The organism is Afipia sp. GAS231, from assembly GCF_900103365.1.
In the GTDB taxonomy this organism is placed as follows: Bacteria; Pseudomonadota; Alphaproteobacteria; order Rhizobiales; family Xanthobacteraceae; genus Bradyrhizobium.
The window spans coordinates 2,853,258-2,876,846 of record NZ_LT629703.1 but is presented as its reverse complement, the minus strand read 5'-3'; the positions used below and the strand labels follow the sequence as shown (position 1 = coordinate 2,876,846).

The window sequence follows — 23,589 nt, the reverse complement described above, 5'->3', positions numbered from 1 at the left end:
CTGCGAGACTGTCGCAGGGGGCTTAATCCAGAACAGTTTCAATAGCGTTTTCGAGCGAAGTGGACGCCGGTTCGCGTAAAGAAAACGCGTCTAAACATAAAGACTAGCCGCCGGCGTCGGCGTTGATGACGTCGCCGAACAGCTCCCAACGCTCGCCCTTGAACCTCATCAGCTGAAGCGAGGAAATCGGAGCAAAATCGGTCGGGCCGGTGTTGATCTTGATGCCGGGCAGCAGGACTTCGGTACGGAAGTCCTTCAGCGACGCTGCCTGCTTCATGACGTTTTCGCGGGTCAGGTTGTCGCCGCACTGCTTCAGCACCTGGACCAGGGTCTGGGCGACGCCGTAACCCGTGACCGTACCGCCGTCGAGCTTGTCGCCTTCCGGAAAGTCCTTGGTCATGAAGGCGTAGAATTCCTTCATGCCGGGATCGTTGTCCCACTGCTTGTCGGAAGCGTCCTTGAGGTAGGCGGCCGAGATGATGTCCTGCGCATTCTCATAACCGGCCGGCTTGATCACGGCACCGACGGAGGCCGAGACGTTGTTGAGGAAGTGCGTCGGCTTCCAGCCGATCTCGGCGACCTTCTTGATCGCCTGTGCGGCGAATTTCGGCGTCGCGATGTCGATGAACACGTCGGCATTGGTCGACTTCAGCTTGACGATATGGTTGTCGATGGTCGGCTCTGAAGTTTCGAAGCTCTCCTCGGCGACGATCATGCTGGCGGCTTTCGGGCCGAGGCCATCCTTCAGGCCTTTCAGATAGTCCTTGCCGTAGTCGTCGTTCTGGAACAGCACCGCGATCTTGGCGTCCGGCTTGTTCTTCAGGATGTACTTTGCATAGATCTGGGTTTCGCTCTGGTAGTTGGGCTGCCAGCCCATGGTCCAGGGGAAATCCTTCGGGTCGTTCCACTTGGTGGCGCCGGTGGCGACGAACAGTTGCGGCACCTTCTTGGAGTTCATGTACTTCTGGATCGCCGAGTTCGACGGCGTTCCAAGCGAGTTGAAGATGAACAGCACTTCGTCGCTCTCGACCAGCTTGCGGGCCTGTTCGACCGTCTTCGGCGGCGAGTAGGCGTCGTCATAACTGACGAAGTTGATCTTGCGGCCGTTGATGCCGCCGGCATCGTTGATCTTCTTGAAGTAGGCGGCCTCGGTCTTGCCGATGATGCCGTAGGCGGAAGCGGGTCCGCTGTAGGGCATGATGTTGCCGATCTTGATTTCGGTATCGGTCGCACCGGTGTCGTATTTTTTCTGCGCCAGCGCGCCGCTGGCGGATACGGCGAACAAGGCGAATGCGGTCGAAGCTACGGCCAATGGTCTGGCGATAACGGGCATGACGTCTCTCCCTCGATTTCCACAGGGTGGAATGATATGTGTCATGGCTTTCTTGATCGAAAGCTCTTGGTGACTTGCGCGCTGATTACCATTTTACCCGATGGGTCACAATAAAAAGCCCCTGCGACAAAGCCGCAGGGGCTTCTCCTTTAGTCGAGCACAGCGTTTTCGAGCGAAGCATGCCCTCGGACTTGATCCGGGGGTGGTCCCCGGTTCGCATGGCAATCAGGCTTGCGCAGATTGCGTAGACCCATCTGCGGTAGAAAACGCGTCAAACAAGAGAGTGTTAACGCTTCAGCCGCCGACGTCGCCGCTCAGAATTTCACCAAACAGCTCCCAGGTGCCGCCCTTGAAGCGCTCCAGTTGCACCTGCGACAGCGGCGCGAAATCAGTGCCTGACGTGTTGACCCTGATGCCCGGCAGCAAGCCGTCGAGCTCGAGATCCTTGATACTAGCGGCCTGCTTCATGATGTTGGCGCGGGTCAGGTCGTCGCCGCAGGCCTTGAGCACGTGCACGAGGCCTTGCGCCACGGTGTAGGCGTACATCACCGAGGCATCGGTGCGGTTGGCTTCCGGATAATACTTGTCCAGGAATTCGTTCCACGCCTTCATGCCCTTGTCGTCTTTCCACTGCGTGTCGGTCGGATCCTTGAGGTAGGCCGACGAGATGATGTCTTGCGCGTTTTCCGGTCCTGCCGGCGTGATGACGCCGCCGATCGAGGCCGAGACGTTGTTGAGGAAGTGCATCGGTTTCCAGCCGATCTCGGCCATCTTGCGGATCGCCTGCGCCGCGAATTTCGGGCTGGCGACATTCAGGAAGATATCGGCATTTGTGGATTTCAGCTTGACGATATGGGTGTCGATCGTCGGCTCCGAGGTCTCGTAGCTTTCCTCGGCGACGATCATCGAGGCGGCCTTGGCGCCGAGGCCGTCCTTCAATCCCTTGAGATAGTCCTTGCCGTAGTCGTCGTTCTGATAGAGCACCGCGATCTTCGCATCCGGCTTGTTCTTCAGGATGTACTTCGCGTAGATCACGGTTTCGCTCTGGTAGTTGGGCTGCCAGCCCATGGTCCAGGGAAACTCCTTCGGATCGTTCCACTTGGTGGCGCCGGTCGCAACAAAGAGCTGCGGCACCTTCTTGGTATTGAGATATTTCTGGATCGCCGAGTTCATCGCGGTGCCCAGCGAGTTGAAGACGATCAAGACTTCGTCGCTCTCTACCAGCTTGCGCGCCTGCTCCACCGTCTTCGGCGGCGAGTAGGCGTCGTCATAACTGACGAAGGTGATCTTGCGGCCGTTGATGCCGCCCTCGGCGTTGATCTTGCGGAAATAGGCCTCCTCGGTCTTGCCGATCACGCCATAGGCGGAAGCCGGTCCGCTATAGGGCATGATGTTGCCGATCTTGATCTCGGTGTCGGTCGCGCCGATGTCGTATTTCTTTTGCGCTAATGCGCCGCTGCTGGTTGCAGCAAGCAGCGCGAAGCCGGCCACTGAGCCGATCGCAAGCCGTCGGGCGGTAATGGGCATTTAGGACTTCCTCCGTTTTTTGATCATTTTCTGTCGTGAGCGTCAGGGCTTTTCGGATCGAAGTCTTTTTGCGACGCCGGAGTCGTGAATACCATTATACCGGGGTGTACTCAACAAAGGGCTCCCTGCGAATTGTCGCAGAGAGCCCCGAATGCCTCAGGTGAATTTCGCAGACGAACGCCTCAGCCGCCGACGTCGCCGCTCAGGATTTCACCAAACAGATCCCAGCCCTCGCCCTTGAATTTCATCAACTGCAATTGCGAGATCGGCGCGAAGTCGGTGTCTGACGTGCTGACCTTGATGCCGGGCAACAGCCCGCCGAGTTCGAGCTCCTTGATGCTGGCCGCCTGCTTCATGATGTTGGCGCGGGTCAGGTCGTCGCCGCAGGCCTTGAGCACGTGCACGAGGCCCTGGGCGACGGTGTAGGCGTACATCACGGAGGCATCGGCGCGGTTGGCTTCCGGATAATACTTATCCAGGAACTCGTTCCAGGCGATCATCCCCTTGTCGGTCTTCCACTGCGGATCGGTGGGATCCTTGAGGTAGTTCGAAGAAATGATGTCCTGTGCGTTCTCGAAGCCGGCCGGCTTGATGACGCTGCCGACGGAGGCCGAGACGTTGTTGAGGAAGTGCAGCGGTTTCCAGCCGATCTCCATGTTCTTCTTGATCGCCTGCGCCGCGAATTTCGGCGTCGTGATGTTGAAGAACACGTCGGCGCCGGTCGACCTGAGTTTGACGATGTGGGAGTCGATCGTCGGTTCGGAGACCTCGTAGCTCTCCTCCATCACGATCAAGGAGGCGGCCTTGGCGCCAAGCCCGTCCTTGAAGCCCTTCAGATAGTCCTTGCCGTAATCGTCGTTCTGGTAGAGCACCGCGATCTTGGCATCGGGTTTGTTCTTCAGGATGTACTTCGCATAGATCTGGGCTTCGCTCTGGTAGTTGGGCTGCCAGCCCATGGTCCAGGGGAATTCCTTCGGATCGTTCCACTTGGTGGCGCCGGTGGCGACGAACAGTTGCGGCACCTTTTTCTGGTTCATGTATTTCTGGATCGCCGAATTCGGCGGCGTGCCCAGCGGATTGAAGACGATCAGTACCTCGTCGCTCTCGACCAGCTTGCGTGCCTGCTCCACCGTCTTCGGCGGCGAGTAGGCGTCGTCGTAGCTGACGAAGGTGATCTTGCGGCCGTTGATGCCGCCTTCGGCATTGATCTTGCGGAAATAGGCTTCCTCGGTCTTGCCGATCACGCCATAGGCGGAAGCCGGTCCGCTATAGGGCATGATATTGCCGATCTTGATTTCGGTGTCTGATGCGCCGATGTCGTATTTCTTTTGCGCGGATGCGCCGCTGCTGGTCGCGGCCAATATCGCGAGGGCAGCCGAAAGCGCCCCCAATCGCACATGGATAGCAGGCATTTTGATCTCCCTGGGATCACGTTGAATGTGTCGATTTTTTTTGATTTGGGGCGCTTGGCGGCTCCTTGCGGCATTCAATACCTTTCGGCCGCTCCCAGCAACGAAAAGCCCCCCGCGACGGTGTCGCGGGGGGACCTCATTTAGTCGCACAGCCCGGCAGCAGCCCTGCCGTTCAGCGGCCGGGGGTGCCGCCGATGATGTCGCCGAACAGCTCCCATTTCTCGCCTTTAAATCGCATCAACTGAAGTTGCTCGATCGGCGCGAAGTCGGTGGCTGAGGTGTTGATCTTGATGCCGGAAAGCAGCGTGTCGGGCACGAAATCCTTCAGGCTTGCGGCCTGCTTCATGACATTGGCGCGGGTGAGGTCATCGCCGCACATCTGCAGCACCTTCACCATGGTCTGCGCCGCCCCATAGCCAAAGATCAGAGCGCCGTCACTCTTGTTGCCCTCGGGATAATATTTGGCGAGGAAGGTCGCAAAATTCTTCATGCCGGGATCGTTGTCCCACTGCGGATCGGCGCCGTCCTTGTCGTAGGCCGCCGACAGGATGCCTTGCGTATTCTCGAAACCCGCCGGCTTCATCACGCCGCCGACCGAGGACGAGACGCTGGCGACGATCTGCAGCGGCTTCCAGTTGAACTCGGCGGCCCGCTTGATCGCCTGCGCCGCGAATTTCGGCGTCGTGATGCTGATGAAGACGTCAGCGCCGGAAGCCTTCAGCTTGACGACCTGGTTGTCGATCGTCGGATCCAGGGTCTCGTAGCCTAGCTCGGCGACGATCATCGACGATTTGGCGCCGAGACCATCCTTGAGGCCTTTGAGGTAGTCCTTGCCGAAATCGTCGTTCTGGTAGAGCACGCCAATCTTGGCGTCGGGTTTTTCCTTGATCAGGTACTTGGCGTAGATGCGTGCTTCGCTCTGGTAGGAGGGCTGCCAGCCCATGGTCCACGGAAATTCTTTTGGGCTGTTCCACTTGGTGGCGCCGCTGGCGACGAACAGTTGCGGCACCTGCTTGTCGTTCATGTACTTCTGGATCGCCACGTTGGACGGCGTGCCGAGCGAGTTGAATATCAGCAGCACCCCGTCACTCTCGACCAGCTTGCGCGCCTGCTCGACCGCCTTGGGCGGTGAGTAGCCGTCGTCGTAGCTGATGAAGGTGATCTTGCGGCCGTTGATGCCGCCCTCGGCATTGATCTTCCTGAAATAGGCCTCTTCGGTCTTGCCGATCACGCCATAGGCGGAGGCCGGTCCGCTGTACGGCATGATGTTGCCGATCCTGATTTCGGTGTCCGACGCGCCGGGGTCATACTTCTTCTGGGCGAAGGCACTGCCGCAGGTCGCGGTGAACAGGGCGAGTACGGCTGCTCCCAATCGCCGATAGATAGCAGTCATTCCGACGTTCCGTTTTCGGTTGTTTGCCGCATTGAATACGTTTCGGGCATCGGGTCAATAAAAAGCCCTCTGCGGCTTGCGTCGCAGAGGGCAGCTGTTCCGGCCGTTCATCTATTCGGGCGTGATATCCGGGCAAACACTTCGCGTCGGCCCGGAAATTGTGCCCTGAACGGCAATGCAGCATTATTCGGATGCGATGTCGCCGCTGATGGTCTCGCCGAACAATTCCCACTTCTGTCCCTTGAACCGCTGCATCTGCAACTGGCTGATCGGGGCGAAGTCGGTGGCCGAGGTGTTGATCTTGACGCCGGGCAGCAGTGTGTCCGGCGTGAAGTCCTTCAGGCTGGCCGCCTGCTTCATGACGTTGGCGCGGGTGAGGTCGTCACCGCACATCTCAAGCGTCTTCGCCAGGGTCTGGGCCGCACCATAGGCATAGACGATGCTCGCGTCGGTCTTGTCGGCGCCCGGCATGTACTTTTCGAGGAATTCGACCCATTTCTTCATCCCGGGATCGTTGCTCCATTGCGGATCGGCGCCGTCCTTGGCGTAGGCCGCCGACAATACGCCCTGGGCGTTGTCGAAGCCCGCCGGCGCCATCACGCTGCCGACCGAGGCCGAGACGTTGGTGATGATCTGCAGCGGCTTCCAGCCGAGTTCGGCGGTCTTCTTGATGGTCTGGGCGCCGAACTTCGGCGTCGTGTAGATCAGCAGCACGTCCGGGTTGGCGGCCTTGATCTTGACGATGTGCGAGTCGATGCTCGGCTCGGAAACCTCATAGCTCTCTTCCATGATGATGACGGAGGAGGCCTTGGCGCCAAAACCGTCCTTGGTGCCTTTGAGGTAGTCTTTGCCGAAATCGTCGTTCTGATAGAGGATCGCGATCTTGGCGTCGGGCTTCTCTTTCGTCAGCCACTTCGCATAGATCTGCGCTTCGCTCTGGTAGGCGGGCTGCCAGCCGATGGTCCAGGGGAAGTTCTTCGGGTCGTTCCACTTGGTGGCGCCGGTCGCCACGAACAGCTGCGGCACCTTCTTGGAATTCAGGTACTTCTGGATCGCGGTGTTGGACGGGGTGCCGAGCGGATTGAACACGACGAGCACTTCGTCGCTCTCGACCAATTTACGAACCTGCTCGACGGCCTTCGGCGGGCTGTAGCCGTCATCATAGGTAATGAAATTGATTTTGCGGCCGTTGATGCCGCCCTTGTCGTTGATCATCTTGAAGTACGCTTCTTCGGTCTTGCCGATCACGCCATAGGCGGAGGCAGGGCCGCTGTACGGCATGATGTTGCCGACCTTGATCTCGGTATCTGACGCGCCGGTGTCGTACTTCTTCTGGGCGAGTGCGCTGCCGCTCATGGCAGCGAAAGCGATGACCGCCGTCGTGAACGCGGCGATTCTTGTTGGTGACGTCGAAAGCATTATTTCTCCTTAGGTTGGGTTTTACTGATTGTCGTGTCTCAAACGAAACATGCCCCCCGGTTTGGGCCGGGAGGCACTGGTTGGCATGAACGAATGCTTCAAGACAAGAGAGACACAAGAGACCGGAGCCCCGTTCCGATTCCATCGGAACGGAAAAGGCTCCAGGTTTCCATTTAACGCTTGAGCTTGCCGATCAGGCCCTGGGCTACCATCGCGACCTGTCTGGCGCCGTGCGGCACCAGGAAGATCACCAGGAACAGCAGTACGCCGAACACGGCGCCGGAAAGGCCCTTGGAAACGCCTTCGGCGATGTTCGGCACGAAGATGATGAAGGCGGAACCGACGATCGAACCCGGCAGCCAGCCGACGCCGCCGACGACCATGCCGAGGAACAGCGAGATCGCGAGCGTGATGGTGTAGCCGTCAGGCGCCACGAACTGTACGGCGATGGCGCCGAGACCACCGGCAACGCCGGTAATTCCCGCGCTAACGCCGAACGCCAGCGTCTTGTACAGCGCCACGTCGACGCCCATCGCGGATGCCGCGATCTCGTTGTCGCGGATCGCCATGAAGGCGCGACCGGAGCGCGACCGCAGCAGATTTACGGAAGCGACATAGATCCCGACCGTGATCGCGAGCGTGAAGTAATACAGCCACATATCCTGCGACATCGGCAGGCCGAACGGCGCGTCCGGCTTGGTGACGACGAGGCCCTGCACGCCGCCGGTCCAGTGCTCGAAGAAGCCGAGTTTCAGGAGCTGCGGCATCGCGGTGGCGAGTGCGAAGGTCGCCAAGGCGAGATAGACGCCGGAAAGCCGCAACGCCGGCTTGCCGAACAGGTATCCGAAGGCAAAGCAGACGATGCCTGCGATCGGCAGCGTCAGCGCGTAGTTCATGTTGGCGTGTTCCATCAGGATCGCCGACGTGTAGGCGCCGACCGCGTAGAACGCGCTCTGGCCGAGCGAGAACTGGCCACTCCCGCCGGTCAGGATGTTCAGCGCCAGCACCGCAAGTCCGTAGATCAGGAGCATCGTCATCTGGAAGATGATGAAGTTCTTGACGAACAGCGGCGCGAGACACAAAGCGGCCAGCACCACCAGCGAGGTGCCGAGGCCGAGCGTCATGGCGCGTTTCGGAACGGCTTCGACGGCCGGGGCTTCCGTGACGATGTCTTCAGCAGCGCTCATGATCAAACTCGCTTCACGATGGGCCGGCCAAGCAGCCCAGCCGGTTTGACGACCAATACGACGATGATCAGCGCAAGCGCGATCGGCAGTTTCAGCTCGTTACCGACGCCGGGAATGTAGGTGCCGGCGAGATTCTCGAAGATGCCGACCAGGAAGCCGCCGATCACGGCGCCCAGCGGCGAAGTCAGGCCGCCGAGCACGGCCGCGGCAAATCCGTAGATCAGCACGCCGCCCATCATGTTCGGTTCGAGGAACACCACCGGCGCAATCAGCATGCCGGCGATCGCGCCGATCGCGGTCGCCATGCCCCAGCCGAGTGCGATCATCCAGGAGGTGTTGATACCGACCAGCCGGGCCGATTCAGGCACCGAGGCCGCCGCCCGCATCGCAAGGCCGATCCGCGTGTACTGGAAGAAGATGAACAGCAGGATCAGCAGCAGGATGGTGACGCCGATCATGCCGGCCTGGTGGGTCGAGATCAGTTGGCTGCCGAGGAAGGGCGAGGATCCGAACGGCGTTGGATACTGCTTGATGGTAAAGTCCCAGATCAGGCCGGCGACGCTGTTGACGATGGCGAACAGCGCGATGAAGCCGGCGACGTTGGTCAGGACCGGCGCCTTCGCCAGCGGCTTGAACAACAGCCGCTCGATGGCGATGCCGCCGGCGAACGACAGCGCCAGGGTCAGCACGAACGCGCCCCAATAGGGGATGCCCCACTGCATCATCTGCCACGACATGAAGGTCGAGAACATCGCCATTTCGCCCTGGGCGAAATTCAGATGGTCGATCGCCTGATAGATCATCACCACGGCGAGCGCCATACAGGCGTAGATCGCGCCTGTGGCGATGCCGGCCAGGACTTGGTTGGTAAAGAGTTCCATGGCCGCGTTCCTCAGTAGCCGAGATAGGATTTACGGACGTCTTCGTTGTTCGCGATGTCCTTGGCATTGCCCGACATCACGATCCGCCCGGTTTCGATCACGTAAGCCTGGTCGGCGAGCTCCAGCGCCAATTGCGCGTTCTGCTCCACCACCAGGATGGTGACCTTGTCCTCGCGGTTGATCTTGCCGAGAATTCCGAACAGGTCGCGCACGATCAGCGGCGCGAGGCCAAACGACGGCTCGTCCAGCAGCATCAGCCGCGGACGCAGCATCAAAGCGCGGGCGACCGCGAGCATCTGCTGTTCGCCGCCCGACAGCGTGCCGGCCTGCTGGGTGTAGCGCTGCTTCAGCACCGGGAAGTGCGCGTACATGCGCTCGATGTCGGAGACGATGTTGGCCTTGTCGGTGCGGGTGATGGCGCCGAGCTGCAGGTTCTCTTCCACCGTCATGGTGGTGAAAGTGCCGCGGCCCTGCGGCACATGGGCAATGCCGAGACGGACGACGTTTTCGGTCGAACGGCCTCCGAGCGGCTTGCCGTCGAATTCGATCGCGCCGGTCGAGCGCACCATGTTGCAGATCGCCCGCAGGGTGGTGGTCTTGCCGGCGCCGTTGGCGCCCAAGAGCGTGGTCAGGCTGCCCTCGTTGAGCGAGAACGAGAGGCCGTGAAGCGCCTGGACCTGCCCGTAATAGGCGCGGAGATCCTTGACGTTGAGCATCGCGGTCATTGGTCCTTGCTCCCGAGATAGGCTTTGATGACATCCGGGTCGGCCTGGACCTGGGCCGGTGTTCCTTCGGCAAGCTTTTTACCGAAATTGAGTGCGACGACGTGGTCGGCGATCGACATCACGAGACCCATGTGATGCTCGACCAGGAGCACGGTCATGTGGCGCTCGTCCCTGATCCGGCGGATCAGGTCGCCCAGCACATAGACTTCCTCGTGGTTGAGGCCGCCGGCGGGTTCGTCGAGCAGCAGGATCTTGGGATCGGCCGCCAGCGCGCGCGCCAGTTCGACCCGCTTCTGGGTGCCGAACGGCAGGCCGGAAACCACGGTGTGGCCCACGCTCTCGAGATCGAGATAGGCCAGGATCTCATGCACCTTCTTGTTGGTGTCGGCCTCGCCGCGACGAACCCAGGCCAGCTTCAGCGAATCCGAGATGATGTCGCTGGAGGTGCGCGCATGGGTGCCGACGCGAACGTTGTCGAGCACCGACAGGTTGGGAAACAGCGCGACGTTCTGGAACGTGCGGCCGATGCCGATCTCGGCGATCCGGTGCGGCGGGCGCGTCAGGATGCTGGCGCCTTCCATCAGGATGTCGCCGGAGGACGGCTGGTAGAGCCGGGAGAGGCAGTTGAACAGCGTGGTCTTGCCGGCGCCGTTCGGACCAATCAGGCCGAGGATGGCGCCCTTGTGCATGTCGAACGACACGCCGTTCAACGCGATGATGCCGCCGAACACGACGCTGACGTCGCGAACCGCAAGCAGGGGAGCATTTCCCTGCGCGAGCTGTGCCTGCGTCATCTCGTCTCGCCCATGCTGAGCACGGTGCGGGAATGTCCGCGCGAACTTTTGCGCGGATCACGATGATGGCTATCTGATCCCCTCGGCCAAACGTGCAACTTTCCCTCCTGGTTTAAGCTTTTTGCTTTCATCTTTTTTTGATTGCGGGGCGGCGCCGCCCAGCGCTGCCTCGATGTTCCTTACCATCGCGACAAGGCGAGGTCCAATATCGTTGACCAACCGATCTTCCGTAAAGCGGAATGCCGGTGCGCCACAATTGAAGGCATACGGACCGGTTCCGTCATTCAGCTTCAGCGCCACGCCGACCGCGGCGACGTCGTTCTGCCACTCACCGGCGGAGGTCGTGAAGCCGTGACGCGCCACCATCTCGCCGGCGCGCTCGATGCCGTCCCGCATCCGGGACCAGCGGCTGCCGTAATGGTCGCGCAGTTCGCGCAATAAAGAGGCACGCTCGTCCGGCGGCAGCGCCCAGATATAGGCCCGGCCCATCGCGGTGGTCGCGATCGGTACCCGCGAACCGACGTCGAGCTGGACGCCGAGCGCCAGCCCGTTACGGCTCTGTCCGAAATAGATCATGCTGTGGCGATCGCGCCCACCGACCGCGACCGCGCCGCCGGTCTCGCGCATCACTTCTTCCCGGTAGGGTTCGGACAAATGCCGAACGCCGAGATTGGCCAGCGCGGCATAGCCCAGCGCCATGGCCGATGGCGCCAGCTGATACTTTTCGAACCGCGGAACCGGTGTAAGATAGCCCAGCTTGGTCAAGGTGTAGGTCAGCCGGGAAATGGTTGGCTTCGGCAAATTAGTACGGGCGGCGATCTCCTGATTGCCAAGAAGCCCGTCGTTGGGATGGAATGCGCGCAACACATCAAGTCCGCGGGAAAGCGCGACGACGAAGCTGCGATCTGTCGCCACTTTCTTCCCTGGACGCTTCATTTACCTGCTTCTGCGCGGAGCTCGTTGACAAGGGACGTGCTTCAAAATAACCCTCCGTGTCAAGATGTGGAATTAAATTTCGCAGTGCGAAATTGACGACCGTAGCCACTCAACGCAAGTTGGGAACAAATCCAAGAACAAGATCCAGGGAGAGTCCCGTGAACGAAGTCGTAAAACTCGAGCGCCATGATGCCATCGCCATCGTCACGGTTAATTCGCCTCCGGTAAACGCGCTCAGCGCCGCGGTGCGCGGCGGCATCTTCGAATGCATGAAGGCGGCAATTGCCGACGCCGAAGTCAAGGCGATCGTGCTGACCTGCGGCGGCCGCACCTTCATCGCCGGCGCCGACATCACCGAGTTCGGCAAGCCGCCGAAGCTGCCCGGGCTGCACGAAGTGCTGGTTGCGATGGAGAACTCGCCGAAGCCGATCATCGCCGCGATCCACGGCACCGCGCTCGGCGGCGGCCTCGAAGTCGCGCTGGCATGCCACTATCGCGTTGCCACCAAGGAAGCGCGGCTCGGCCTGCCCGAAGTAAAGCTCGGCCTGCTGCCGGGCGCCGGCGGCACCCAGCGCCTGCCGCGTGCGGTCGGTCCCGAACTTGCGGTCAAGATGATCGTCGGCGGCGACCCGATCAGCGCGGCGGAAGCGCTCAAGCACGGTCTGATCGAGGAGATCGTCGAGGGGCCGGCTTCCGGCGGCGAAGCCTTTGCCCGCAAGGTGATTGCCGAGAAGCGCCCGCTGCGCAAGCTGCGCGACGATGATTCAAAGCTTGCGGCGGCCAAGGCCGATCGCTCGATCTTCACCAATGCGGTCGCCGCCCTCACCAAGAAGGCGCGCGGACTGGAAGCGCCGTTTGCCGCGGCTGACGCCGTCGGCGCCGCGATCGACCTGCCGTTCGATGAAGGGTTGAAGAAGGAGCGCGAAGGTTTTCTCAAGCTGGTGTCGAGCGACCAGTCCAAGGCGCAGCGTTACGCCTTCTTCTCCGAGCGCGAGGCGGCCAAGATCGCCGGCGTTCCCGAGGGAACAAAATCGCGTCCGGTCGAGCGCGTCGCCATCATCGGCGCCGGCACCATGGGCGGCGGCATCGCGATGTCGTTCGCCAATGCCGGCATCCCGGTCACGCTGATCGAGACCGGCGAAGAGCAGCTCAAGCGCGGCATGGGCGTGATGCAGAAGAACTACGAGGCGACGGCCGCGCGGGGCGGCATTCCCGCCGATGCCCCGGCCAAGCGCATGGGCCTGATCACCGGCGTGGTTGGCCTCGAGAACGTCAAAGACGCTGACCTGGTGATCGAAGCCGTGTTCGAAACCATGGCGGTCAAGAAGGAAGTGTTCACCGCGCTCGACAAATACGCCAAGAAGGGCGCCGTGCTGGCCTCCAACACCTCCTACCTCAACATCGACGAGATCGCGAAGGTAACCAGTCGTCCGCAGGACGTGCTCGGCATGCACTTCTTTTCGCCCGCCAACGTGATGAAGCTGTGCGAGATCGTCCGCGCCGACAAGACCGCGCCAGATGCACTCGCCACCGCCGTGTCCATCGCGCGCAAGATCGCCAAGGTGCCGGCCGTGGTCGGCGTCTGCGACGGCTTTGTCGGCAACCGCATGCTGGCGCAGCGCGGCAAGCAGTCCGAGAAGCTGCTGTTCGAAGGCGCACTGCCGCAGCAGGTCGACGCGGTCGTGACCAAGTTCGGCATGCCGATGGGCCCGTTCGCGATGAGCGATCTCGCCGGCCTCGATATCGGCTGGCGCTCGCGCAAGGACCGCGGCATCAAGTCGGAAATCGCCGACGCGCTGTGCGAGGCCGGGCGCTTCGGCCAGAAGACCGGCAAGGGCTACTACAAGTATGAAGCGGGCTCCCGCGCCGCCCTTCCGGATCCGGAAGTCGAGAAGCTGATCGACGAGACCTTGCAGCGTCTCGGCCGCAAGAAGCGCGTCGTCAGCGACGACGAAATTCTCGAGCGCATGATGTACCCGATGATCAACGAGGGCGCGCGGATCCTCGAAGAGGGTGTTGCGGCCCGTCCGAGCGATATCGACGTGATCTGGCTCTATGGTTACGGCTGGCCGATCTATCGCGGCGGCCCGATGTTCTACGCCGACCAGGTCGGCCTCAAGCATATCGCCGATCGTCTCTCCTACTACGCCAAGGAGACCAACGATCCCTCGCTGGAGCCGTCGCCGCTGCTCAAGCGTCTCGCCGCCGAAGGCAAGACCTTTGCGTCGCTGGCCGAAAAGGCGAAAGCGGCCTGATGAGCCACCCCGGAGAGCAGTTCTATCCGGAAGGCGTTCGTTGGGACGATACGATCACGCGCGGCACGCTGCCCGACCTGTTGTCGGTAGCGGCCGCCGAGTTCGGTTCGCGGCCGGCGCTTGAGTTCCGCGAGCGGCCGATCAGCTATACCGAGCTGGAAGTGCTGGTGGAGACGGCGGCGGGCGCGTTCCTGCGCGCCGGCTACGGCAAGAACACGTCGGTCGCGCTGTTCTTGGGCAATTCGCCGGATCATCCCGTCAACTTCTTCGGCGCGCTGAAGGCCGGCGCCCGCATCGTGCATCTCTCGCCGCTCGATGGTGAGATCGCGCTGTCGCACAAGCTCTCGGACTCCGGCGCGCGCATCCTCGTCACCAGCAACCTGTCGGCGCTGTTGCCGACTGCGCTGAAGTTCCTCGACAAGGGCCTGCTCGATCGTTTGATCGTCTGCGAGGACGATCATTGGGGCAAAGCCAACACGCCGCAGACGGCGCTGCCGGACAATCCCAAGATCATCACCTATCGCCAGTTCACCGACGGTGTGGCCAAGCCGGCCGCGTGGCCCGCGATGTCGGCCGACGACGTCGCGCTGCTGCAATATACCGGCGGCACCACGGGCCTGCCCAAAGGCGCGATGCTGAGCCACGGCAATCTGACGTCAGCGGTGTCGGTCTACGACGTCTGGGGCAAGCCGGCGCGCGCCGAGCGCAACAACCCGATTGAGCGCGTGATCTGCGTGCTGCCGCTGTTTCATATCTATGCGCTGACGGTGGTGCTGCTGTCGTCGATCCGGCGCGGCCACCTGATCTCGCTGCACCAGCGCTTCGACGTCGAGGCGGTGATGCGCGACATTGAGGTCAAGCGCGCCACCGCGTTTCCCGGCGTGCCGACGATGTGGATCGCAATCGCGGCGCTGCCCGATCTCGACAAGCGCGATCTGTCCTCGCTGGTCAGCGTCGGCTCGGGCGGCGCGCCGCTGCCGGTCGAGGTCGCGCGGATCCTCGAGCAGAGGGTCGGCATGAAGCTGAAGAGCGGCTGGGGCATGACCGAGACCTGCTCGCCCGGCACCGCTCACCCGAAGGAAGGTCCGGATAAACCAGGCTCGATCGGTTTGATGCTGCCCGGCATCGAGATGGACGTGGTGTCGCTCGATGATCCGAAGCAGGTAGTGCCGGTCGGCGAAGTCGGCGAAATCCGCATTCGCGGTCCGAACGTGACCAAAGGCTACTGGAACCGGCCGAAGGAAACCGCGGAAGCCTTTGTCGGCGACCGCTTCCTCACCGGCGACATCGGCTACATGGACGGCGACGGCTACTTCTATTTGGTCGACCGCAAGAAGGACATGATCATCTCCGGCGGCTTCAACGTCTATCCGCAGATGATCGAGCAGGCGATCTACACCCATCCGGGCGTGCAGGAAGTGATCGTGATCGGCATCCCCGACGACTATCGCGGCGAGGCTGCGAAAGCTTTCATCAAGCTGCGCGCGGACGCCAAGCCGTTCACGCTGGAAGAACTGCGCGCGTTTCTCACCGGCAAGATCGGCAAGCACGAATTGCCGGTCGCGGTCGATTTCGTCGAGGAATTGCCGCGCACGCCGGTCGGTAAATTATCGCGCCACGAACTCCGCCTGCAGCAACCGTCGCCGCAGGCCGCCAGCAAAAAAGACGTCGCGTAATCTGGAATTGAACTCGTTCACAGGAGGATCCGATGGATCTCGCTTTCAGCAAGGAAGAAATGGCGTTTCGTGAGGAGGTCCGCACCTTCTTCAAGGAGAACGTGCCGCCGGCCACACGGCAGAAGCTGGTGGAGGGCCGCCATCTCTCCAAGGACGAAATGGTCGCCTGGTGGCGCATTCTGAACAAGAAGGGCTGGGGCGTCTCGCACTGGCCGAAGGAATATGGCGGCACCGGCTGGACCTCGGTGCAGCACTACATCTTCAACGAAGAGCTGCAGATGCATCCGGCGCCGGCGCCGCTCGCTTTCGGCGTCAGCATGGTCGGCCCGGTGATCTACACCTTCGGCAACGAGAAGCAGAAGAAGGAATATCTGCCGCGCATCGCCAATGTCGACGACTGGTGGTGCCAGGGCTTCTCGGAGCCCGGCTCCGGATCGGACCTCGCCTCGCTGAAGACCAAGGCCGAGCGCAAGGGCGACAAGTACATCATCAACGGCCAGAAAACCTGGACCACGCTGGCGCAGCACGCCGACATGATCTTCTGCCTCTGCCGTACCGACAACAACGCCAAGAAGCAGATGGGCATCTCCTTCATCGTGTTCGACATGAAGTCGAAGGGCGTCACCGTGCGCCCGATCGAGACCATCGACGGCGGCCATGAGGTCAACGAGGTGTTCTTCGACGACGTCGAGGTGCCGGTCGAGAACCTGATCGGTGAGGAGAACAAGGGCTGGGATTACGCCAAATTCCTGCTCGGCAACGAGCGCACCGGCATCGCCCGCGTCGGCGTTTCCAAGGAGCGGCTGCGCCGCATCAAGGAGCTCGCCTCCAAGGTCGAGTCCAACGGCAAGCCGGTGCTGGAAGACCAGGGTTTCCGCGAGAAGCTCGCGGCCTGCGAGATCGAGTTGAAGGCGCTCGAACTGACGCAGCTCCGCGTCGTCGCCGACGAGGGCAAGCACGGCAAGGGCAAGCCCAACCCGGCGTCCTCGGTCCTGAAGATCAAGGGTTCGGAAATCCAGCAGACCACCACCGAACTTCTGATGGAAGTGATCGGCCCGTTCGCCGCGCCCTATGACGAGCATGGCGACGACGGCTCCAACGAGACCATGGACTGGACCGCGCAGATCGCGCCGAGCTATTTCAACAACCGCAAGGTTTCGATCTACGGCGGCTCCAACGAGATCCAGCGCAACATCATCACCAAGGCGGTGCTGGGGCTGTAACCCGGCACACACCTGTCGTCCCCCGCGAAAGCGGGGGACCCAGTACGCCGCGGCCGATGTGATTGACGCAGACGCCGGCGACTACTGGATCCCCGCCTACGCGGGGATGACAATCGAAAATGGGGCGCGACGCCCGGGCATCACGACGAATTTGGTTAGCCGGAGAAAGTAAAGAACATGGATTTTGATTTGTCCGAGGAGCAGCGCCTTCTCAAGGAAAGCATCGACGGTCTCCTGAACGACTCCTACGATTTCGATGCGCGCAAGAAGTACCAGAAGGAGAAGGGCGGCTGGAGCAAGGCCGTCTGGGGCAAGCTCGCCGAGCAGGGCCTGCTCGGACTTCCCTTCGCGGAAGCCGATGGCGGCTTCGGCGCCGGCGCGGTCGAAACCATGATCGTGATGGAAGCGCTCGGCAAGGCGCTGGTGCTGGAGCCGTATCTGGCGACGGTGGTGGTCGGCGGCGGTTTTCTGCGCCACGGCGGTTCGGCCGAGCAGAAGGCGGCGCATATCCCCGGGATCATCGACGGCAGCAAGACCTTTGCCTTTGCGCAGCTCGAAAAGAACTCGCGCTACGACCTGTTTGACGTCGCGACCTCCGCGAAGAAGAAGGGCAGTGGCTGGGTCATCGACGGCGAAAAGTTCGTCGTGCTCAACGGCGAGAACGCCGACACATTGATCGTGACCGCGCGTACCGCCGGTTCGCGACGTGACAAGAGCGGCATCGGCGTGTTCCTCGTGCCCGCGAATGCCAAGGGCGTCACCCGCAAAGGCTATCCGACCCAGGACGGCATGCATGCTGCCGACATCACGCTCACCGGCGTTGAGGTCGGTGCTGACGCTGCGATCGGCGATCCCGCCAACGGTCTCGACCTGATCGAGCGCGTGGTCGACGAAGCCCGCACCGCGATGTGCGCGGAGGCGGTCGGTGCGATGGACGAATCGCTGAAGAGCACGGTCGAGTACCTCAAGACGCGAAGGCAGTTCGGCGTCGCGATCGGCACCTTCCAGACCCTGCAGCACCGCGCCGCCGACATGTTCGTCGCCTGCGAACAGGCCCGCAGCATGTCGATGTTCGCGACCATGGCCGCCGATTTCGACAGCGCCAGGGAACGCGCGACCGCGGTCGCCGCTGCCAAGGTGCAGGTCGGCAAATCCCTGAAGTTCGTCGGCCAGCAGTCGATCCAGCTTCACGGCGGCATCGGCATGACCCAGGAAGCCAAGATCGGCCACTACTTCAAGCGGCTAACCATGATCGAAAACACCTTTGGCGACACCGACTACCACCTCCGCCGCGTCACCGACGCGGGCGGGCTGGTGTGATTTAGCCGACCGCATCTCCGCAATAGTCGTCATGCCCGGCCTTGTGCCGGGCATCCAGGTCTTAGGCGGCAAAGTAACTCGTGGATGGCCGGGTCAAGCCCGGCCATGACGAAAGAAGAATCGCAAACGAATAAAAACAGGGAGTGCGTATCGTGAAGGGAACCCCGTTCGATCTCACCGGCAAGGTCGCCGTCGTCACCGGCTCCAGCCGCGGCATCGGCCGCTCATCGGCTGAGCTGCTGGCAAAACTCGGCGCCAAGGTGGTGATCTCCAGCCGCAAGGCCGATGCCTGCAAGGAAGTCGCCGACGGCATCAACAAGTCGGGCGGCGACGCCATCGTCATTCCCTGCAACATCTCGCGTCGCGAGGAAGTCGAGGCGCTGATCAATGGCTCGATCAAGCACTACGGCAAGATCGACATTCTCGTCTGCAACGCCGCGGTGAACCCGTATTACGGCCCGCTGCTCGACATCAAGGACGAGGCCTTCGACAAGATCATGGGCAGTAACGTCAAGAGCAACATCTGGCTCTGCGCGCTGGCGATTCCGCAGATGGCGGAGCGCGGCAACGGCTCGGTGGTCATTATTTCTTCCATCGGCGGCCTGCGCGGCTCGACCGTGATCGGCGCCTACGGAATTTCCAAGGCGGCCGATTTTGCGCTGTGCCGCAGCCTCGCCGGCGAATGGGGTCCCAAGGGCGTTCGCGTCAACTGCGTCGCGCCCGGCCTGGTCAAGACCGATTTCGCCAAGGCGCTGTGGGAAGACCCGGACAATCTGAAGCGCCGCACCGCCGGCACGCCGCTGCGCCGCATCGGCGAACCCGACGAAATCGCCGGCGCCGTCGCCTATCTCGGCTCCGACGCCTCGACCTTCATGACCGGCCAGACCATCGTGGTCGACGGCGGCGTGACGACAGCTGCGACGTAGCTTTCTTCCCTCTCCCGCGCGCGGGGTCGAGACGAGCGAAGCTCGCTCTTAGGGTGCCGAGCGCAGCGAGGCGGGTGGGGGAGCCTCCGCGAGTCCCACTCTTCGTTAGTTGCGACGCTTGTGCGACGTCGCGGACACCAGCACCCGCGGAGGCACCCCCACCCCAACCCTCCCCCGCAAGCGGGAGAGGGGGCGGACTGTGCTCCGGATATTGACCTTCTTCCCCCAATCCGCTCACCTTGCCGCAACCGACAACCGTTCCGGGAAGTAACGTCATGTCCTTTGTGCTGGCCATCGATCAGGGCACCACATCCTCGCGCGCCATCGTGTTTCGCTCGGATATTTCCGTCGCCGCCACCGCGCAGCGGGAATTCTCGCAGCATTTTCCGGCCTCCGGCTGGGTCGAGCACGAGCCGGAGGATATCTGGACCTCGACGGTCATGGTCTGCCGCGAGGCGCTGGAGAAGGCCGGGCTGAAGGCGAAAGACATCGCCGCGATCGGCATCACCAACCAGCGCGAGACCACCGTGGTGTGGGACCGCGCCACCGGCCAGGCCGTGCACCGCGCCATCGTCTGGCAGGATCGCCGCACCGCCGACGTCTGCGCCAAACTGAAGAGTGAAGGCCATGAGCCTACGATTTCGGCCAAGACCGGCCTGATTATCGATCCCTATTTCTCCGGTACCAAGGTTGCGTGGATGCTCGACCACGTGCCCGGCGCGCGCGCCCGCGCCGAGCGCGGCGAGCTGATGTTCGGCACCGTCGATTGTTATCTGCTGTGGCGGCTGACCGCCGGAAAAGTCCACGCCACCGACGCCACCAACGCCTCGCGCACGCTGCTGTTCAACATCCATACCGGCGAGTGGGACGACGAACTCCTGAAACTGTTGCGCGTGCCGCGCTCGATGTTGCCCGAGGTGAAGGATTCTTCCGCGAAATTCGGCGAGAGCGACGCCGGCCTGTTCGGCGGCTCCATCGCAATCTCAGGCATCGCCGGCGACCAGCAGGCCGCGACCATCGGCCAGGCCTGCTTCACGCCCGGCATGATGAAGTCGACCTACGGCACCGGCTGCTTCGCGCTGCTCAACACCGGCACCACGCCGGTGGCCTCGAAGAACAAGCTCTTGACCACGATCGCCTATCAGCTCAACGGCAAACGCACCTACGCGCTCGAAGGCTCGATCTTCGTCGCCGGCAGCGCGGTGCAATGGCTGCGCGACGGGTTGGGGATCATCAAGCAGGCATCCGAAACCGGCCCACTCGCCGACAAGTCCGACTCGATGCAGTCGGTCTATCTGGTGCCGGCCTTCGTCGGCTTAGGGGCGCCCTACTGGAATCCGCGCGTCCGCGGCGCGCTGTTCGGCCTCACCCGCAACACCGGCCCCGCCGAACTCGCGCATGCCGCGCTTGAAAGCGTCTGCTACCAGACCTTCGACCTCTGGGCCGCGATGCGCGCCGACTGGCCGGCCGCCGACGCTGCCAACGTCGTGCTCCGCGTCGACGGCGGCATGACCGCCTCCGACTGGACCATGCAGCGCCTGGCGGATCTACTCGACGCGCCGGTCGACCGCCCGATGATCCAGGAAACCACCGCGCTCGGCGCCGCCTACCTCGCGGGGCTTGCGGCCGGCGTCTATCCCGAGCCCGCAAAATTCGCCGACAACTGGCGGCTGGAGCATCGGTTCAAGCCGGCGATGAGCCAGGCGACGCGCGAGCGGAAGCTCGCGGGCTGGGCGCGGGCGGTGAAGGGCGTGCTGGCGAGTGACGAGGGGGAAGGGTAGTTCCTTCTCGCCTGTCTCGCACACTCAGCCGTCATCACCGGGCTTGACCCGGTGATCCACGTCTTGCTTTCTTTTCATCAACCCTTGATGAACTCGAGCAGATCGGCATTCACCTGCTTCATGTGGGTCACGAACAGGCCGTGGGGTCCGCCGGGGTAGACCTTCAGCACGGCGCCCTTGATGCCGGCCGCGGTGCGTCGGCCCGTGAATTCGAGCGGCGCGGACTGATCTTTGTCGCCATGCAGGATCAGCACGGGCCGGTCGATCTTCGCCAGCGCAGGCCTCAGGTCGGTCGAGATGACGGCGCGGTTGGTCGCAATGGCGACCGGCACCGACATTTCGCGCAGCATATCGGCGACCCACTCCATCATCTGCGGCGAAGTTTCTGGCGTGAAGAAGGGCAGCTTGTTGTCTTCCACCCATTTGGGGAAGTCGTTCGACCAGATATTCCAGTTTTGCTCGAAATACGCCCTGGGCGCGCCGTGCGAATTATCCGCCGCCTGCAGGACAAACGGCGTCGTCGGTGCCAGCAGTGCAATCCTGGAAATGCGGCCGGTTCCGTGCCGGCCGACATAGTGCAGGATCTCGTTGGCACCCATCGACATGCCGACGAGGACAGCGTCGTGAAGGTCCAACTGCTCGATCACGGTGGCGAGATCGTCGGCCAGCGTATCCAGGTCATAGCCTTCGCTTGGAATGTCGGATCGACCGTGTCCGCGCCGGTCAAACGCGATGCAGCGGATGCCGTAGTCGCTGAGATAGGCGGTCTGATATGCCCACATTCTGCTGGAGAGCCCCCAGGCATGCACGAAAATGACGGGCGTGCCGCTTCCCCAGTCCAGATGAAACAGCTCAGTGCCGTCGCGCGTCCGGATTTTCGTCGGCGGCTTTCCGGCGGTCGCCGCAGCGCTTCCGGCGCGGGCCGTCATGGTCGCGGCCGCAGCGGCGGTCAGCAGTAAATCTCTCCGTTGCATCGGCATGGTCTCCTCGCCAGTGATGGCGGGACCATGCGGCCCGCGACGGCTCGATCCAATTACGTCGAAGGTAAGCAAAGCGAGGAACGGAAAACTTTGTCATGCCCGGACTTGATCCGGGCATCCATCACGCTTCAATATCAGTAGTTCAAAGTAGATGGATGCCCGTGTCGAGCGCGGGCATGACGAGCGGAAAGTGCACCACATGATCCTGATCGGCCAATACGATTCCCCCTTCGTTCGCCGCGTCGCGATTGCGTTGCTGCTGTATCGGCTGCCGTTCGAGCACCGGCCGTGGTCGACCTTCGGCGATGCCGACAAGATCGCGCCCTATAATCCGTTGCGGCGGGTGCCGACGCTGGTGCTGGATAGCGGCGAGGCGCTGATCGAGAGCGCGATGATGCTGGATTATCTCGACGATCGCGTCGGGCCCGGGAAGGCGATGTTCCCACCGCATGGCGAGGCGCGGTGGCGGCAGCAGCGGATTGCCGCACTGGCGATGGGGCTCGGCGACAAGGGCGTCAGCCTGCTCTATGAGCGCGTGCTGCGGCAGGAAAAGCTCGCGCTCTGGGTCGAGCGCTGCGAGGCGCAGATATCGGGCGTGCTGGCGGTGCTGGAAAAGGAGCGCGCGGCGGTTACCACGCCATACTGGTTCGGCGACCGCATCGGCCACGCCGACATCGCGGTCGCGTGCGCGCTACGCTTTACCGGCGAGGCGCATCCCTCGTTGTTCGGCACAGGCTATCCGGCGTTGCAGGCGCACGCCGCGCGCTGCGAGGCGCTGCCGGAATTTCAGGAAATCGTGCAGCCGCTGGCGCCGCCGAAGGGGTGAGCCGCGCCGTCATTGCGAGCGCAGCGAAGCAATCCATCGTGCCGCAGTAGGAAAGATGGATAGCTTCGTCGCTTCGCTCCTCGCAATGACGGCGATGAGTTCCGTGGCCCGGATGAGCGAAGCGACATACGGGGCCGCACCGGCACAACCCCCGATATCGCTGCGCTCATCCGGGCTACAGGTTCCTTGGCAATCGAATCGGCTAACTCGCCTTCGGCCGCATCGCCTCCGGCGTGTCCGGCTGCATCGACGGATGGGCCTTGGCGAATTCCGGCAGCGCCATTGCGGTCTCAAAAATCCGCTTCACGGTCGGAGAGGGGCCGAGATCGATCTGCTGCGTCACTGCCGCCGTCACATGCCCGACCATGCAGATGTCGGCGAAGGTAGGCTGATCGCCGTGACAGAAGCGCCCCGTCGCCCTGTCGCCGGCGAGATGGCCTTCCAGGGCCGCCAGCGTCTCCACCGTCCAGTGGCGGCGCCACGCGGCTTGCTGGGTGTCGCGCAGGTTCAGTTCGTGGTCGAGATAGCGCCGCACCCGCGGCACCAGCAGCGGATGGCCTTCGCAGGCGACGATCTGGGAGAGGCCACGGACGCGGGCGCGGCCTTTTTGGTCGGCCGGCAGCAGCGCCGGCGCGGGATGCGTCTCCTCGAGATATTCGAGGATCGCGAGCGACTGAAACAGCACGGTGCCGTCGTCCAGCACCAGCGAGGGTAGCGCCATCTGCGGGTTGAGTTCGCGGTATGCCGCCTCGCGATGCGCATTGGTGTCGAGGTCGACGAACACGACGTCGGCAGCGACCTGCTTCAGGTTGAGCGCGATGCGAACGCGAAAACTCGCCAGCGATCGCCAGAAGGAGAAGAATTTCATGGGGGCCTCTTATCCCTCCCCCTCGTGGGGAGGGTGGCATGTTGTGGGCAGAGCGAACAACATGACGGGTGGGGGGTGTCTCCGCAAATGAGATTTTCGCGCACTGCCGTGCGCTAACCCCACCCCG

At 62.5% G+C, this 23,589-nt stretch carries 19 protein-coding genes; 7 read left to right on the top strand and 12 right to left on the bottom strand.

Annotated features, from left to right (window positions below):
* Positions 1-103: 103 nt before the first annotated feature.
* The 10 genes from BLS26_RS13685 to BLS26_RS13640 form a co-directional block, all read right to left on the bottom strand.
* The gene (locus BLS26_RS13685) at positions 104-1,333 is read right to left on the bottom strand and encodes an ABC transporter substrate-binding protein (RefSeq protein ID WP_092511850.1); all 1,230 of its coding nucleotides are present in this window, start codon (positions 1,331-1,333) and stop codon (positions 104-106) included.
* Positions 1,334-1,627: 294 nt separating this feature from the next.
* Positions 1,628-2,860 (bottom strand): ABC transporter substrate-binding protein, encoded by a 1,233-nt coding sequence (locus tag BLS26_RS13680; RefSeq protein WP_092511848.1) that lies wholly within the window; start codon positions 2,858-2,860, stop codon positions 1,628-1,630.
* A gap of 182 nt (positions 2,861-3,042) precedes the next feature.
* Positions 3,043-4,272, bottom strand: a complete 1,230-nt coding sequence (locus BLS26_RS13675) for an ABC transporter substrate-binding protein (protein ID WP_092511846.1) — start codon at positions 4,270-4,272, stop codon at positions 3,043-3,045.
* A gap of 172 nt (positions 4,273-4,444) precedes the next feature.
* Positions 4,445-5,665, bottom strand: coding sequence for an ABC transporter substrate-binding protein (locus tag BLS26_RS13670; RefSeq protein ID WP_092511844.1), 1,221 nt, complete (start codon positions 5,663-5,665; stop codon positions 4,445-4,447).
* 183 nt (positions 5,666-5,848) lie between these two features.
* Positions 5,849-7,084, bottom strand: a complete 1,236-nt coding sequence (locus BLS26_RS13665; RefSeq protein WP_092511842.1) for an ABC transporter substrate-binding protein — start codon at positions 7,082-7,084, stop codon at positions 5,849-5,851.
* Positions 7,085-7,257: 173 nt separating this feature from the next.
* Positions 7,258-8,271 carry a branched-chain amino acid ABC transporter permease gene (locus tag BLS26_RS13660; protein WP_092511840.1) on the bottom strand — a complete coding sequence of 338 codons (1,014 nt, stop codon included), beginning with the start codon at positions 8,269-8,271 and terminating at the stop codon, positions 7,258-7,260.
* Positions 8,272-8,273: 2 nt separating this feature from the next.
* Positions 8,274-9,152, bottom strand: coding sequence for a branched-chain amino acid ABC transporter permease (locus tag BLS26_RS13655; RefSeq protein ID WP_092511838.1), 879 nt, complete (start codon positions 9,150-9,152; stop codon positions 8,274-8,276).
* A gap of 11 nt (positions 9,153-9,163) precedes the next feature.
* Complete coding sequence (locus BLS26_RS13650; RefSeq protein WP_092511836.1) at positions 9,164-9,877, bottom strand: ABC transporter ATP-binding protein; 714 nt, start codon at positions 9,875-9,877, stop codon at positions 9,164-9,166.
* Entirely contained in the window at positions 9,874-10,671 is a 798-nt protein-coding gene (locus BLS26_RS13645; protein WP_092511834.1) for an ABC transporter ATP-binding protein, read from the bottom strand. Before BLS26_RS13645 ends, BLS26_RS13650 begins: the two co-directional genes overlap by 4 nt.
* A gap of 69 nt (positions 10,672-10,740) precedes the next feature.
* Positions 10,741-11,607 (bottom strand): IclR family transcriptional regulator, encoded by an 867-nt coding sequence (locus BLS26_RS13640; RefSeq protein ID WP_092511832.1) that lies wholly within the window; start codon positions 11,605-11,607, stop codon positions 10,741-10,743.
* A gap of 158 nt (positions 11,608-11,765) precedes the next feature.
* Between BLS26_RS13640 and BLS26_RS13635 the strand changes: the two genes are divergently transcribed.
* From BLS26_RS13635 to glpK, 6 genes are all read left to right on the top strand, one after another.
* Positions 11,766-13,862, top strand: a complete 2,097-nt coding sequence (locus BLS26_RS13635; protein ID WP_092511830.1) for a 3-hydroxyacyl-CoA dehydrogenase NAD-binding domain-containing protein — start codon at positions 11,766-11,768, stop codon at positions 13,860-13,862.
* On the top strand, positions 13,862-15,538 hold the full coding sequence (gene pimA, locus BLS26_RS13630; RefSeq protein WP_092511828.1) for a dicarboxylate--CoA ligase PimA: 1,677 nt from the start codon (positions 13,862-13,864) through the stop codon (positions 15,536-15,538). Before BLS26_RS13635 ends, pimA begins: the two co-directional genes overlap by 1 nt.
* 32 nt (positions 15,539-15,570) lie before the next feature.
* Positions 15,571-16,761, top strand: coding sequence for a pimeloyl-CoA dehydrogenase large subunit (pimC, locus tag BLS26_RS13625; RefSeq protein WP_092511826.1), 1,191 nt, complete (start codon positions 15,571-15,573; stop codon positions 16,759-16,761).
* A gap of 177 nt (positions 16,762-16,938) precedes the next feature.
* Positions 16,939-18,081: a pimeloyl-CoA dehydrogenase small subunit gene (pimD, locus tag BLS26_RS13620; protein WP_092511824.1), complete on the top strand. Its 1,143-nt coding sequence runs from the start codon at positions 16,939-16,941 to the stop codon at positions 18,079-18,081.
* A 152-nt stretch (positions 18,082-18,233) separates the two neighbouring features.
* On the top strand, positions 18,234-19,007 hold the full coding sequence (locus BLS26_RS13615; RefSeq protein ID WP_092518032.1) for an SDR family NAD(P)-dependent oxidoreductase: 774 nt from the start codon (positions 18,234-18,236) through the stop codon (positions 19,005-19,007).
* Positions 19,008-19,282: 275 nt separating this feature from the next.
* Positions 19,283-20,788, top strand: a complete 1,506-nt coding sequence (gene glpK, locus BLS26_RS13610) for a glycerol kinase GlpK (RefSeq protein ID WP_092511823.1) — start codon at positions 19,283-19,285, stop codon at positions 20,786-20,788.
* A gap of 77 nt (positions 20,789-20,865) precedes the next feature.
* Here the strand turns inward: glpK and BLS26_RS13605 are convergent, their stop codons facing one another.
* The gene (locus BLS26_RS13605; RefSeq protein ID WP_092518030.1) at positions 20,866-21,762 is read right to left on the bottom strand and encodes an alpha/beta fold hydrolase; all 897 of its coding nucleotides are present in this window, start codon (positions 21,760-21,762) and stop codon (positions 20,866-20,868) included.
* A gap of 205 nt (positions 21,763-21,967) precedes the next feature.
* Here BLS26_RS13605 and BLS26_RS13600 point away from each other — a divergent pair, with 205 nt between their 5' ends.
* Positions 21,968-22,594: a glutathione S-transferase family protein gene (locus BLS26_RS13600; RefSeq protein WP_092518028.1), complete on the top strand. Its 627-nt coding sequence runs from the start codon at positions 21,968-21,970 to the stop codon at positions 22,592-22,594.
* Positions 22,595-22,796: 202 nt separating this feature from the next.
* Here the strand turns inward: BLS26_RS13600 and maiA are convergent, their stop codons facing one another.
* On the bottom strand, positions 22,797-23,462 hold the full coding sequence (gene maiA, locus BLS26_RS13595) for a maleylacetoacetate isomerase (protein WP_092511821.1): 666 nt from the start codon (positions 23,460-23,462) through the stop codon (positions 22,797-22,799).
* Positions 23,463-23,589: the final 127 nt, after the last annotated feature.

What these genes read in the sequence shown, in the direction of transcription:
- BLS26_RS13685 (WP_092511850.1), bottom strand. Translation starts at nt 1,333, where the DNA reads ATGCCCGTTATCGCCAGACCATTGGCCGTAGCTTCGACCGCATTCGCC.
- BLS26_RS13680 (WP_092511848.1), bottom strand. Translation starts at nt 2,860, where the DNA reads ATGCCCATTACCGCCCGACGGCTTGCGATCGGCTCAGTGGCCGGCTTC.
- BLS26_RS13675 (WP_092511846.1), bottom strand. Translation starts at nt 4,272, where the DNA reads ATGCCTGCTATCCATGTGCGATTGGGGGCGCTTTCGGCTGCCCTCGCG.
- BLS26_RS13670 (WP_092511844.1), bottom strand. Translation starts at nt 5,665, where the DNA reads ATGACTGCTATCTATCGGCGATTGGGAGCAGCCGTACTCGCCCTGTTC.
- BLS26_RS13665 (WP_092511842.1), bottom strand. Translation starts at nt 7,084, where the DNA reads ATGCTTTCGACGTCACCAACAAGAATCGCCGCGTTCACGACGGCGGTC.
- BLS26_RS13660 (WP_092511840.1), bottom strand. Translation starts at nt 8,271, where the DNA reads ATGAGCGCTGCTGAAGACATCGTCACGGAAGCCCCGGCCGTCGAAGCC.
- BLS26_RS13655 (WP_092511838.1), bottom strand. Translation starts at nt 9,152, where the DNA reads ATGGAACTCTTTACCAACCAAGTCCTGGCCGGCATCGCCACAGGCGCG.
- BLS26_RS13650 (WP_092511836.1), bottom strand. Translation starts at nt 9,877, where the DNA reads ATGACCGCGATGCTCAACGTCAAGGATCTCCGCGCCTATTACGGGCAG.
- BLS26_RS13645 (WP_092511834.1), bottom strand. Translation starts at nt 10,671, where the DNA reads ATGACGCAGGCACAGCTCGCGCAGGGAAATGCTCCCCTGCTTGCGGTT.
- BLS26_RS13640 (WP_092511832.1), bottom strand. Translation starts at nt 11,607, where the DNA reads ATGAAGCGTCCAGGGAAGAAAGTGGCGACAGATCGCAGCTTCGTCGTC.
- pimA (WP_092511828.1), top strand. Translation starts at nt 13,862, where the DNA reads ATGAGCCACCCCGGAGAGCAGTTCTATCCGGAAGGCGTTCGTTGGGAC.
- pimC (WP_092511826.1), top strand. Translation starts at nt 15,571, where the DNA reads ATGGATCTCGCTTTCAGCAAGGAAGAAATGGCGTTTCGTGAGGAGGTC.
- pimD (WP_092511824.1), top strand. Translation starts at nt 16,939, where the DNA reads ATGGATTTTGATTTGTCCGAGGAGCAGCGCCTTCTCAAGGAAAGCATC.
- glpK (WP_092511823.1), top strand. Translation starts at nt 19,283, where the DNA reads ATGTCCTTTGTGCTGGCCATCGATCAGGGCACCACATCCTCGCGCGCC.
- BLS26_RS13605 (WP_092518030.1), bottom strand. Translation starts at nt 21,762, where the DNA reads ATGCAACGGAGAGATTTACTGCTGACCGCCGCTGCGGCCGCGACCATG.
- BLS26_RS13600 (WP_092518028.1), top strand. Translation starts at nt 21,968, where the DNA reads ATGATCCTGATCGGCCAATACGATTCCCCCTTCGTTCGCCGCGTCGCG.
- maiA (WP_092511821.1), bottom strand. Translation starts at nt 23,462, where the DNA reads ATGAAATTCTTCTCCTTCTGGCGATCGCTGGCGAGTTTTCGCGTTCGC.